This window comes from Weissella sagaensis (assembly GCF_010306265.1).
GTDB classification, from domain to species: domain Bacteria; phylum Bacillota; class Bacilli; order Lactobacillales; family Lactobacillaceae; genus Weissella; species Weissella sagaensis.
The window spans coordinates 305720-317434 of sequence record NZ_BLKA01000002.1 but is presented as its reverse complement, the minus strand read 5'-3'; the positions used below and the strand labels follow the sequence as shown (position 1 = coordinate 317434).

The following is an 11715-nucleotide window of genomic DNA, read 5'->3' as shown; positions in this document are numbered from 1 at the left end:
TTGAAGAGAGAGTTTGCCTTTCAAACAACTTTTTCCAATTTTGAGGACTTGGTAATCCGAACCTCAAATTACATCAGTTGGTTTAATTCCGACAGAATTAGAACGAGTGTTTAGAAAAAGATGTGCCATTTATTGACATAGGAGCAATCTGTATTCTATGTTTTGGCATCGCCATTTATATGTTGTCACTTACCGTTCATTATATTCCACTTTACATTGCTTACGCCATTTGGAGCGGCTTAGGCATTATTTTGGTGACCGTAGTTAGTGTCGTATTTTTTAAACAAAGTGTTGACATCCCCACATTAATTGGCATTTTCTTAATTGTTGCTGGTGTCGTTGTTGTTAACTTATTCGGCAAGTCGCATTAAAAAGTAAGGTTGCTTTTGATTTAGAAATAATATTTTTTAAGAATTTATAATAGTGTTATATTGCTAGTAGAGTTTTTGGATATCCTTAAGTAAAAAAATGGGAGATTGTGCAATGAATATCAATGTTTATGTAGCCAGTGCTTTCAGTAAAGATGGTGCGGGTGGTAATAAAGCAGGGGTTGTTTTTATGAATCAACCGATGATGTCTTCTCAAAAAAATAAGTTGCTAGGAAACTAGGGTATGCAGAAACTGCCTTTGTTTCTGAATCTAGAATAGCTGATTTTAAATTAGAATATTTTACCCCTAAAGAAGAGGTAGACTTGTGTGGGCATGCAACTATTGCAACTTTTGTTATATTAATGCACCTAAATAAGTTAACTAAAGAGCAATATCATATTGAAACTAATAGTGGTATTTTAGTGATTAATGTTAAAGATTCAGTGATTTTTATGCAACAGAATAAACCTGCCTTTTATGAAGAATTGTTGCCAGAAGAATTAGCCGAATGTTTTAACGTTGATTCTATTGATAGAAAATACCCGATTCAAATTGTTTCAACAGGATTGAAAGATATCTTAGTACCTATAAAATCAGAACAAACATTGCATAAATTACAACCAAACTTCGATAAAATTAAAGATATTAGTGAGAAATATGATGTCATTGGTATGCATTTGTATACAGTACAAGAGGATCGTATTGTATGCCGAAATTATGCACCATTATATGATATTGATGAAGAGTCAGCGACAGGAACATCAAGTTGTGCTGTAGCTGGTTACTTATATACGCATAATTATTTACAACAAGATATGTACGTGTTTAATCAAGGGTATTCTTTGCATTCACCTTCAGAAATATTCGTACAATTACACCATGACCAAGAAAGTAATATTACAGGTATCTTTGCTGGTGGTAGAGGTTATTATTGCGAAACAAAACAGTTACTTGTTTAGGATTGGTGAACTTGAACGTTAATCTTTAACACTAGCCAAAATAAGAAGTGGCGTTATGCCTTGTTTTTCATGGTTACCAAGGATTTTGAGGTTAGGAGAAAATTAATGAAAGCTGCTATTATAAAAGAATATGGTGATGCAACTCAATTTGAAGTTACTGAAATAGATAAACCTGTCCTAAAAAAGGATGAGGTATTAGTTAAAAATGTTGCAAGTAGTATAAATCCAATTGATTACAAAGCTCGTCAGGGTTTACTTCAATCAATGTTTCATTGGCAGTTTCCTGTAGTCTTAGGATGGGACGTTGCAGGGGAAATTGTTGCGGTAGGTGACAAAGTCACGGAGTTTAAAATTGGAGATAAAGTATTTGCCCGGCCAGATATTGATCCTATTGGGCGGAATGGCTCATATGCAGAATATACTGCTGTAAAAGATGATAAATTAGCGCTAAAGCCTGAAAATATTAGTTTTGAAGAAGCTGCTGCAGTTCCACTAGCAGGTTTAACAGCTTTACAAATGTTAAGACAACTTAATTTAGAAGCTGGCCAAAAAATACTTATCCAAGGTGGTGCAGGTGGCGTAGGCATTTTTGCAATACAACTAGCAAAAATTTTTGGTGCTTTTGTTGCTACTACTGCTAGTGAAAACAATACTGAATTTGTGAAGTCATTAGGAGCAGATTTAGTGATAGATTATCATAAAAATTCAATCACTGAGGTACTATCTGATTATGATGCTGTTTTAGACACAGTTAATGACATAGCGAATGGTATTAGTATTCTTAAAACTGGCGGTAGTTTCGTAACAATTTCTGGTACGTTGACTGAAGATCAAAAAGAAAGGTCAGATAAGCATATAATGACCGGCTGGTTACAGCCAAATGGCGAAGACTTAAATTTTTTGGGCACACAAATCAAAAATAATAATTTAAAGGTTGTAATTGATAGCATATATCCTCTTACAACTCAGGGAATACAATCTGCACAAAAGCGTAGTGAAACACATCATGCTCGCGGAAAAGTTATTGTTAAGATAAAATAATGCACCTAGGTCGTGGTGTAGGAGAAAAATTGATGATTGAAACTATTTTGGTGACTATTGTTGGCATTGAGGCAATAGGTATTATGTTTTTAGAGATTTTTGGGTCACCTAAACAACAGGCTAATGCGTTTGAATTAGATGAATCTTTTGTAAAAAAGCCTGAAGTCAAAACATTATTAGCCAATCAAGGAATATATAATGGCCTTTTTGGTGCATTGATTATTGGAACACGAGTACTTTTAAATGGCCCACAGCTAACACTAATGTTGGAATTAGAAATGTTGTTTGTGGTTTTAGTAGCAATTTATGGTAGTTTAACCGCTGCTAAAAAAATAATTTTTATACAAGGATTACCTGCTTTTTTAGCTCTTATTTTTTTGATTTTGTAGGCTGCGTTCAGATTAGAATCGAGTCTGTAGATAATGCCTCAAATTAGTAGTATGTCTGCATTTGTTATAGAAACGTTTGAGAAAATATAATGGTTACTAACTAAAATTAAGCCCGCTAGGTTATGTTTAATTGCATAATTTGGTGGGCTTGTTTTCATGTTTCAATAAGATAATAAATAAAAAGCAAGAAAACATCGCTATATCAACGATTTTCTTGCTTTTATGTGTTTGATAAAATTAGCTAAATACAATGTCTAAAATACTCAGTGTTGAATGACATTAAAAACTTTCAACGAGGATCATTATTACATGTATGTGTATGCAGGGGTCTTTTATTTTAATGACAGAGGATGCGATTGTCTTAATCTTTTGAATATGGTAATTAGAGTAGGGCGAACGACAAAGAAAAATACAGGAATGGCAACAAAAAAGGTTTTCATCCAATTGCCTAAATAGCCAGGTAAAAATTGTGGGTATAGTTGACGATGTATTTCTGTAAACCAAACCATCATAATTGAAACATTGAATGTAATGACAAGCGTAGGCACGCTAATATGTCTTGGAATACTATTGGTTATAATAGTTGGAAAATAGTTATGTACCTTCAAAACAAGTGGTAAAGTAACGTATGTACGTAAGGCATATATAAATATAACGATTAAAGGATATATAATGAAAACTTTTTCAAGCATTTGTTCCGAAAAGCCATAACGAATGATGGTGTTATAACTAGCCATTATTGCAACCATAATACTGATAAAAGCCCAAGACATAGTATTGGGGTGATGTAACATTCTTTTTAATAAAAATTTGATAGATTCCATTTATTGCTCCTATAGCTTTTAACGTGGTTCTTCTGCACGTATATGTATGCCACCAGTATGGTGGCTTTTATTTTGATTGATAACCATCAGTTTACAAAGCTAGTATTTTTAGCCTTCCAATCTTCAAGTTTTATGCCAACCCAGAAACTGTAAATTCCAAGTGTTATGATGATTAAGAATAGCCACTTAATCCAATTTCCAAATAAAGCGACAGCTGATCCACTGAATTGCATACGGTGTCCATCAATAACAGTATGATTAATTTTCCAGCCATAGACCATGACTAACGACCAAGGATACAAAATTCCAATGGATAGTGTAGTTACTAAGAAACCTAAAATTGTCCATCCAATTAAAGCTAGTAGACCGCCATCAAAAAATGATGCTCTACCAAATTTTCTTTCTGGTCCCATATTGATTCTCCTGACTAGCTTTTTACGTGGATCACTATTGCACGTTATATAATCATCAATAATAGATGCTATATATTATAGGTATAATGTTCTTTGATAACAGAATTAACAATGACCGGTTTTTATGGTTAGTAATTTTTATCAATAAATTATTTGATATCTGTAGATTTTAATAATATTTTTATTACTTTAGCAATTTTAGTCATAGCAACATTTTTTGTTGCCTCTGTAAATAACTATAAATTAGAAAATAAGATTCGCAAATGGATTGATAAGTATTCTGCTTCTGACCAGAACGTTTGGGATTTATTTTGGGAAGATGTTACAAATACTTATTTAGTATTGGCTTTTAGTGAAACAGGTCGTCAAACACTGTATATTTGACGAATCATTTCTGCATGGACCATGAGTTGATGTATTTATATATTCTGTTTTTCTACTCTTAGATTTTGTTCTGGATTTTTCATTTTTATTTCTTCTTCATGCCACTTTAACGGGTGGATTTTTACTTACTAATCTTCAGCTGGTTCGTCATCCAGGCTACTTTTATTAATAGCATTACCAGAATCGTCATATTGATCATCGTCAGAGTAATAATAATCATCATCTTCTTCTGAAGGGGATGACTGGTCTATATCATTATCTGATACCATGGAATCGTGAGTACCTTGCTTATAAGCCCATTCAGTTTGTAGCTCACCAGATGTTTCTTGTTCATCAGGCGTTGCATATAAAGCATCTTCAATTGACATACCTTTGTTTTGAACTAACCATTGAGCAGGGCTCACACCATATTTATTTAAAAATGCAGTTAATGCTGTGTTTGAAGTAGGCTGACCTTCAGCGAAACCAGAATCAGTTGTGTCATCAGTTATCACTGATGAGCTTGCTTGTGGTTGAGAAGAATTAGAATTGATAGAACTTGAATCAGTATTTTGGCTTGATGATTTTGAACTAGAATTTTTCTTCATATTATGTTTTTTAGTTTTATTTGATCTGGAACTAGATGATTTGACATTTTTATGAGTTTCAGTAACTTTTTCGTTATTATTATGATTAATAGCAATGCCCGTGCCCCCACCAATTAGCAATAATACTGCTAAACCAATTACATAATACTTCCCACGCTTCATTTTGCCCATACTCCTTAGCTTTTAACGTGAATCCTTTCTGCACGTATATGTATGATGCCACCAGCTAAACTGACAGTAACTAAAGAAATTACACCCATTTTGATTATTATTCCTAAAACTCCTACAACATTTAACATGGTTCAGGTTTGCACGTAAATAGAAGGTATTAGTGTCTAATTTTTATTAATTTCAGATGTAATCTCTGAAATATCTCACCATAAATGTCTTTCAACTGTTCTTTTATTTTCTAAAAAGTAGGGGATAGTGTACAAAACATGATGTCATAGTGATTTGGTGACCAACCATTAAAACAATGAGCGTTCAGAGTGCGACTGATAACTTTTTTATTTGCTTCAGCTCTTTATTAAAATTTCTTTCATCATACTGGTACCATGATATGCGACCAATATAATGTTTTTCTATTATGATTAATTTCATGTGTTAAGTCTAATACAGTGATTGTATCTTGGTTGATAATCAAAACATTTCAGTTTAAATATAAGCTCGCATGTAATAAGGGAACAGGCCTGATACTTTAACGCAGTCATATCCTAAATTTTTTTCTAATTAAGTTGCCTTGGATTTCTTCAATACTAAATTGACTATCAAACATCCATTATTGATCCTTTCGTGGGTACTTAGAAAGGACTGCCTTAATAATGGCCCAGTCTTCATCACTTATAGGGACACCACCAGCATTGATTGCTTCGTCACGTTTACTGTCATCAACAGCGTATTGTTGTAAGTCGATTGATTTTTTGGCGGATGTGTTACTTGATTCCTCTTCATTTTTAGTTACACTATCCTCACCAACTAACTGGCTTAAAGTAACCCCGTATATATTTGCTAATTGACGAGCAACATCCATTCGTGGTTTAGCAGCACCACGTTCCCATGTAGAAACTGTTGTTTTAGCTACCTTTAAAAGGTTTGCTAGCTCTTGTTGTGTATACCCTTGTTTTTTACGCAATTCTTTTAAATTTTTAGAAACATTTATTTCACTCATCCCTAATACCTCTTTTTAAAAGTGATATAAACGTTTACTTTTCACTTATTTTATACAATAATGTTACCGTTTAATGATAAAAACTACAACATAAACGTACAAAAATGTTAATTATACGCTTTAATCGTACTGCACTGTATATATAGCGTGGAAAAGATACATTGGCTTAACTTAGAGCAGGAATGCAGTTGTCGCAAAAGGAAACGACCATAGCACTAAATATCAGTACTGATTCCTGTCATAAGTGGGGAAATTGGGAGTTAATTTCTACCCAAGTGGTTTGAAACCAGCTCAAATGATTTTGGATCACAAGGACTAGATTATTGAGGAGATGAAGTCTAAAGTACTGTTTGCTGATGCAGTAAACACTGGAAAGCAATCAATTTTAGTTGGTGACTTAGCCAAGTTAATTTCACAAAGGATTAATTAATAAAATACTTATTAGCGGTCGACCTAAATTTGACCCGAAAGAGTTAGATAAGTTAATTGGGGGCTGGAAAGTCACAGGTAGAGTGATTTAGGAAGAATGAAATATGTATTGAGAAAACGTAAGATTGATGTTTCAATTTTTTTGTGTCGCTTTTGAGACTTTCTTATTACCATTTTTCGCAGTAATGTCTCATCTGTCGATTCTGATAGACCCGTTGATATTGATTTTATAAACAAGTCCGATGCTGATTTAATTCAAGAACATTTCTTAGACCGAGCAATTGATGCGATTTATACTAAGTCAAATGTTGCGAATTTTAATGATGATGTATTTGGTAATGCATCAGGTACAACATTAGAGTTTAAATTACAATCAATGAGCAATACAGCTAACATGAAAGAACGTAAGTTTAAGTTAGCCTTTGCGATTGGTGCAACATTGCCACTTGATATGACTGGTGAGCTTGCTAAGAATTTTAAAGTAACGTTTAAGATGAAGCTGCTACTGCAAAGACAATGTTAGATGTTGTTGATAATAAGACCGCTATTTCTGCGATTTCAACAGTTGATGACCCTGATGCCGTTATAAGGCACGAGATGAGGAGCAACGCAACAATGCGAACAACGTCTATAAGACTCTAGGGGATGTTAGTGAGAATGATTTTAAAGGTGGTGATAAGTAGTGAAAGCTGTTGACGAAAAGCGCCACATGTTAGAAACCTTGAAACAAGATTATGATATTAATGTCGGCCTTGAACGGGCAGCAGATAAGCATATTAAACGAATTAGCGCTGAATTAAGCGCTTTTTTTGTTGCCCATCAAAAAGATGATCATATCGACACATCAATCTTACGTAAATTGCCCACAATTCATGATTTAACGCAGTTAAGAAAGTTAGCTAAGGAATTATCCAAGATTAATGAAATCAACGTTAAAAAGCGAAAAATGATGTATTTGAGTATGGGTACAACTGATATGGAATTGTACATGCAAGCATTAATGGGGTTAATGATGTTACCAATGGCTAATAATGCTTTTCAACTCATGGAAAAGACATTGTTAAATGAGTTTCGCGACGAGTATCAACGCCAATCAGATGATTTGGGTATTGATAAGCCAGAGAATAATCCAATCACAGATGCAGAATTACAAGATGTATCAGAATGGTTTACATCAACAGGCGGACTTATTATAACTGATGATGAATCTGTCAGAATGTTGGATTATTTTGGTATTGAGGCATCTGCTCATGATGGGTACACTATTTCACTTCGTCCAAATACTAATAGAGCAGCAGTTTATGAGGAGCTTTATCACGCAAAGCAATATCGAGATGGTATAATTGTGGATACAGGAGAGTCTAGATTAAAAGCTGAAATAATGACTCAACATTATTTGTTAGATAATGCAAAAAAATTGAAACTTTCCGACTATGAAATAATGTCGACAGAAAAGGCACTTAAGGATTGGGAGGCAGATTTAAATGAGTTTTACAATAAAAACGGTATTTCCAATCGCTGGGAATACGATAATTGAGCTTAACGATATGCCAACTATTTCGTTGGGGCAATTTGTTACTATTGATGACATAAACGCTAAAGTTGTTGGCATACCGATGTTGCCATCTGGAAAATATGCAATTGAGGTTGATAAACCAATTAATATCGGACAAAAATTATACTTATAAAAATTACTAAAACGCTTAGTTATTGCAACTAGGCGTTTTTATTATGCCCAAAACGTGCTTATGGCTTAAAACTGTGCAAGGAAATATAGGCGACGGCCTTAAAACGGAGGTGAAAACATGGCTGATGAGAATACTGGCACACAAAATGCGAACGAAGGACAATCGCAAAACCAAAATAAGCCTGGAGATAATCGTGAAGTAACGTTTACTGAAGAGCAGCAAGCGCATATTGATTCATTAGTGGCTGATCGCTTATCTCGTGCAGATAAAGCTAATGATCAAAAATTGCAACAAGCCTTGGCAGATGCACGCACTAAGTGGGATGAAGAACAAAAAGAAGCAGCTGACATTGCCAATACGTCTGATAAGCAACGTAAGGAACATGAACAAGAAAAAGCCAATGACATAACACAAGCAGTGACTGATAAATAATTTTGAAAGATCTAACTAAACTTAAATAAAATTAAGCCCACTGAGCTATGCTAAATTGCATAACTTGGTGGGCTTTTTTTCATGTTTCAGATAAGATAGTATAATAGATATTAGAATAAAAAATGCAAGGTTAAACTTAATCAAGTTCTTTTATAAAAAAACTTAGTTAAGATTTTTGTTAAGATTAATTTTTAAAACGTTGATATAAAGGGGTTTACAAGAGATATGCCAGAGCTACCAGAAGTAGAAACTGTCCGTCGTGGACTTACAAATTTAGTTGCCGGACGAACTGTACAAAGCACAGAGGTTAGATGGGAAAAGACTGTTGGTGGTCTTACTGCAGCAGAATTTAATGATGCATTGCGTAATCAAAAAATCATAAAAATTGATCGACGTGGTAAATATTTATTATTCCGTTTTACAAATGATATCACAATGGTTTCACATTTAAGAATGGAAGGTTCTTACTATACGGTGCCAACCGGGACACAGCCTGGTAAGCATGATTTAGTCACTTTTCACTTAGATGAGGGCATAGATTTGTTTTATCGTGATACCCGTAAGTTTGGTCGTATGAATGTTGTACCGAATGATAAGGTAATGACTGTTGCTGGATTAGCAACAATCGGTCCTGAACCAACTGAAGAGACGTTAACTCTTGACTATATGATTAGTGAATTTGGTAAGTCAAAAATGCATGTAAAACCATTCTTACTAAATCAAAACCATATTGCTGGTTTAGGTAATATTTATGTTGATGAAACGCTTTGGCAATCAAAAATTCATCCCCTAACATCCGCTAATAAAATAACAACTGAAGAGTTAGCGATTTTACGGGAAAATATTATTCATGAACTAGCCCGGGCAACTGAACACCATGGAACAACTGTACATAGTTTTACTAATGTATTTGGTAATGCTGGTGAATTCCAAAATGAACTACAAGTATACGGTCGCGCTGGTCAACCTTGTTTACGTTGTGGCGAACCGTTGCTTAAAACAAAAGTAGCGCAACGTGGTACAACTTATTGTCCAGTTTGCCAGGTAGAAAGGTTAAAATAATGTTTAAGCTAGGGTTAACGGGTGGTATTGCAACTGGGAAATCAACAATTTCAGATTACTTAATTTCTAAAAATATCCCTGTATTGGATGCTGATAAGTTTGCCCGACTAGTGGTAGAACCAGGTACGCCAGGGCTATCTGAAGTTGTTGCATATTTTGGTGATGCCATTTTACAAGATGATCATACACTTAACCGTAAAGCACTCGGTCAAATTGTGTTTAGCGACGCACAAGCGCGAGAAAAATTAAATGCCATCACGCATCCACGTATTCAGAAAATGATGACAGATCAATTAGCACTACTAGCGGCACAAAACACGCCGTTAGTGGTGCTAGATATTCCATTATTGTTAGAAAATCATAATATTGCTGGCGCTGATGCAGTCATGCTAGTAACCATACCAAAACAAATTCAATTAGAACGGTTAATGGCGCGTAATCAATTAACACTAACCGAAGCAGAGGATCGTGTTGCTGCACAAATGCCATTATCCGAAAAGGAAAAACTAGCAGATTATATTATTGATAATTCAGGGTCAGTTGCTGATACATACAAACAAGTTGACCAGGTTATAGAACAAATCTTATTTTAATATTCAGAAAGGAGTAATAGATTCATGGCAGATTTTTCAAATCAACAACGCTATCGCTTAATTTATGATGACTTAATTGACATGACGTCTGTACGGTCATTGACTAAGGTATATTTACCCATTATTGGTCGAGATGCTTATACACTATATTTGGCATGGGCAACAATGGGGGAAACAGCACAACCCAAGCACCGCCATGTTGATATACTAGATCAACTTGCAATGAATCAACATTCTTTTCTTACTGCACGACAAAAATTAGAAGCAATGGGGTTAGTCAAAACCTTTAAACAGACGACAAATTTTGCGACACAGTGGGCTTATCAAATATTTCCACCTTTGACAACTCGTGCCTTCTTATCTGACGTATTACTATCGAGCTTATTAGCCCATTATTTGGGGGATGAATTATTTAATGATCTAGTTAGTGAAGAGAAAGTTAATAATACTAATATTCCTGGGGATGATGTTTCTACCACATTTTTTGATTTAGTTGGACAAGAAAGTTTTATTAAACGTAATCATGCGCCGTTAGCGGAAACGAATGAAAAAAATACTTTATCATCGAATATTCGAAAAGCGACGAAATCTTTAGACATTAATCTATTGAGTGATATGTTGCAGTCATATAATATTAAACAAAATGTACTCCAAAAAAATGAAGTTGACTTAATGATTTATAAATCATTATATGGATTAACTGATTTGGAACTTGTTCGCGTTATACAAGCGACAACAACGCCAACTCAGCAAATTAATTTGCCAGCTATTAAAAAATATTTAGAAAATAATTTTAAGCAGTCTCAAATTTCACAGGTTCGTACAGCTAAAATTGAGACGACTGAACCCGCAAAAGCGTCATCTTCAGTTAATAATGCTGATGATCCTGCAAGTAAAATCGTACAAATTGCACAAACAACTTCTCCTTTAAGTTTTTTGAAAAATTTACGCCAAAAGAAAAATGGCTTTGTCGCGGATAATGAAATTAAAGCCTTGTCTGATATTGTACAAATGAAGCTTGTCACACCAGAAGTATTAAATATTATTTTGTATGAACTAACAGTTATTGAGAAAAGAACAACCTTAAATAAAACGATTTTACAGACACTAGTCAATGATTGGCTACAAAACGGGGTTACAGATGCAGTAAGTGCACTTCAATACTTACAACGCCGTAATAAAAGGCAACAAACACGCACAACACAGTCGTCAAATAAGAAATGGTCAAACACTAATAAAAATTCAAAGCAAGAAACGCGTCCAGATTGGGAAAATCAACATGGAACATCTGTTTCACAATCAGATGCGAAATCAGCACGGGCGGCACTTGAAGCTATTAGAGCACGTCGTAACAAAAATAACCCAAAGGAGACATAA

General features: G+C 34.4%; 15 protein-coding genes and 2 pseudogenes. 13 read left to right on the top strand and 4 right to left on the bottom strand.

Going from position 1 to position 11715, the window contains the following annotated elements:
• The 5 genes and pseudogenes from G7Y65_RS04095 to G7Y65_RS04075 all read left to right on the top strand — a co-directional run.
• The coding region (locus G7Y65_RS04095; RefSeq protein WP_153109727.1) for an IS3 family transposase at nt 1-114 on the top strand (114 nt) is incomplete at its 5' end.
• A gap of 8 nt (nt 115-122) precedes the next feature.
• Complete coding sequence (locus G7Y65_RS04090; RefSeq protein WP_240006072.1) at nt 123-371, top strand: DMT family transporter; 249 nt, start codon at nt 123-125, stop codon at nt 369-371.
• A gap of 112 nt (nt 372-483) precedes the next feature.
• A pseudogene (locus tag G7Y65_RS04085) lies at nt 484-1328 on the top strand (PhzF family phenazine biosynthesis protein).
• A 105-nt stretch (nt 1329-1433) separates the two neighbouring features.
• Complete coding sequence (locus G7Y65_RS04080; RefSeq protein WP_042494146.1) at nt 1434-2369, top strand: NADP-dependent oxidoreductase; 936 nt, start codon at nt 1434-1436, stop codon at nt 2367-2369.
• 32 nt (nt 2370-2401) lie between these two features.
• Nucleotides 2402-2758: a DUF1304 domain-containing protein gene (locus G7Y65_RS04075; RefSeq protein WP_042494143.1), complete on the top strand. Its 357-nt coding sequence runs from the start codon at nt 2402-2404 to the stop codon at nt 2756-2758.
• Nucleotides 2759-3090: 332 nt separating this feature from the next.
• Here G7Y65_RS04075 and G7Y65_RS04070 read toward each other — a convergent pair whose 3' ends face one another.
• The 4 genes from G7Y65_RS04070 to G7Y65_RS04055 form a co-directional block, all read right to left on the bottom strand.
• Complete coding sequence (locus G7Y65_RS04070; protein ID WP_042494140.1) at nt 3091-3582, bottom strand: hypothetical protein; 492 nt, start codon at nt 3580-3582, stop codon at nt 3091-3093.
• 86 nt (nt 3583-3668) lie between these two features.
• Complete coding sequence (locus tag G7Y65_RS04065; RefSeq protein WP_042494135.1) at nt 3669-3995, bottom strand: DUF898 family protein; 327 nt, start codon at nt 3993-3995, stop codon at nt 3669-3671.
• Between the two features lie 512 nt (nt 3996-4507).
• Nucleotides 4508-5128, bottom strand: coding sequence for a hypothetical protein (locus tag G7Y65_RS04060; RefSeq protein WP_042494127.1), 621 nt, complete (start codon nt 5126-5128; stop codon nt 4508-4510).
• A gap of 616 nt (nt 5129-5744) precedes the next feature.
• Nucleotides 5745-6134, bottom strand: coding sequence for a helix-turn-helix domain-containing protein (locus G7Y65_RS04055; RefSeq protein WP_052348450.1), 390 nt, complete (start codon nt 6132-6134; stop codon nt 5745-5747).
• A gap of 322 nt (nt 6135-6456) precedes the next feature.
• On the opposite strand from G7Y65_RS04055, the pseudogene G7Y65_RS09310 reads away from it, so the two are divergent.
• From G7Y65_RS09310 to G7Y65_RS04020, 8 genes and pseudogenes are all read left to right on the top strand, one after another.
• Nucleotides 6457-6552 (top strand): annotated as a pseudogene (locus tag G7Y65_RS09310) (phage repressor protein/antirepressor Ant); the annotation flags it as partial.
• Nucleotides 6553-6729: 177 nt separating this feature from the next.
• Nucleotides 6730-7086, top strand: coding sequence for a phage portal protein (locus G7Y65_RS09430; RefSeq protein WP_137600518.1), 357 nt, complete (start codon nt 6730-6732; stop codon nt 7084-7086).
• A gap of 159 nt (nt 7087-7245) precedes the next feature.
• Nucleotides 7246-8100, top strand: a complete 855-nt coding sequence (locus G7Y65_RS04045) for a hypothetical protein (RefSeq protein WP_165314654.1) — start codon at nt 7246-7248, stop codon at nt 8098-8100.
• Nucleotides 8048-8251, top strand: a complete 204-nt coding sequence (locus G7Y65_RS04040; RefSeq protein WP_141926791.1) for a hypothetical protein — start codon at nt 8048-8050, stop codon at nt 8249-8251. The genes G7Y65_RS04045 and G7Y65_RS04040 overlap by 53 nt, the downstream gene beginning before the upstream one ends.
• 117 nt (nt 8252-8368) lie before the next feature.
• Nucleotides 8369-8683 (top strand): hypothetical protein, encoded by a 315-nt coding sequence (locus tag G7Y65_RS04035; RefSeq protein ID WP_042494121.1) that lies wholly within the window; start codon nt 8369-8371, stop codon nt 8681-8683.
• Nucleotides 8684-8908: 225 nt separating this feature from the next.
• The gene (gene mutM / locus G7Y65_RS04030; protein WP_042494119.1) at nt 8909-9745 is read left to right on the top strand and encodes a DNA-formamidopyrimidine glycosylase; all 837 of its coding nucleotides are present in this window, start codon (nt 8909-8911) and stop codon (nt 9743-9745) included.
• Nucleotides 9745-10338, top strand: a complete 594-nt coding sequence (gene coaE, locus G7Y65_RS04025) for a dephospho-CoA kinase (protein WP_165314653.1) — start codon at nt 9745-9747, stop codon at nt 10336-10338. Before mutM ends, coaE begins: the two co-directional genes overlap by 1 nt.
• Nucleotides 10339-10362: 24 nt before the next feature.
• Nucleotides 10363-11715, top strand: coding sequence for a replication initiation and membrane attachment family protein (locus tag G7Y65_RS04020; RefSeq protein ID WP_165314652.1), 1353 nt, complete (start codon nt 10363-10365; stop codon nt 11713-11715).

Coding starts and splice junctions, on each gene's coding strand:
- G7Y65_RS04035 (WP_042494121.1), top strand. CDS start 8,369: ATGGCTGATGAGAATACTGGCACACAAAATGCGAACGAAGGACAATCG.
- G7Y65_RS04070 (WP_042494140.1), bottom strand. CDS start 3,582: ATGGAATCTATCAAATTTTTATTAAAAAGAATGTTACATCACCCCAAT.
- G7Y65_RS04065 (WP_042494135.1), bottom strand. CDS start 3,995: ATGGGACCAGAAAGAAAATTTGGTAGAGCATCATTTTTTGATGGCGGT.
- mutM (WP_042494119.1), top strand. CDS start 8,909: ATGCCAGAGCTACCAGAAGTAGAAACTGTCCGTCGTGGACTTACAAAT.
- G7Y65_RS04055 (WP_052348450.1), bottom strand. CDS start 6,134: ATGAGTGAAATAAATGTTTCTAAAAATTTAAAAGAATTGCGTAAAAAA.
- coaE (WP_165314653.1), top strand. CDS start 9,745: ATGTTTAAGCTAGGGTTAACGGGTGGTATTGCAACTGGGAAATCAACA.
- G7Y65_RS04075 (WP_042494143.1), top strand. CDS start 2,402: ATGATTGAAACTATTTTGGTGACTATTGTTGGCATTGAGGCAATAGGT.
- G7Y65_RS04080 (WP_042494146.1), top strand. CDS start 1,434: ATGAAAGCTGCTATTATAAAAGAATATGGTGATGCAACTCAATTTGAA.
- G7Y65_RS04040 (WP_141926791.1), top strand. CDS start 8,048: ATGAGTTTTACAATAAAAACGGTATTTCCAATCGCTGGGAATACGATA.
- G7Y65_RS04060 (WP_042494127.1), bottom strand. CDS start 5,128: ATGAAGCGTGGGAAGTATTATGTAATTGGTTTAGCAGTATTATTGCTA.
- G7Y65_RS04020 (WP_165314652.1), top strand. CDS start 10,363: ATGGCAGATTTTTCAAATCAACAACGCTATCGCTTAATTTATGATGAC.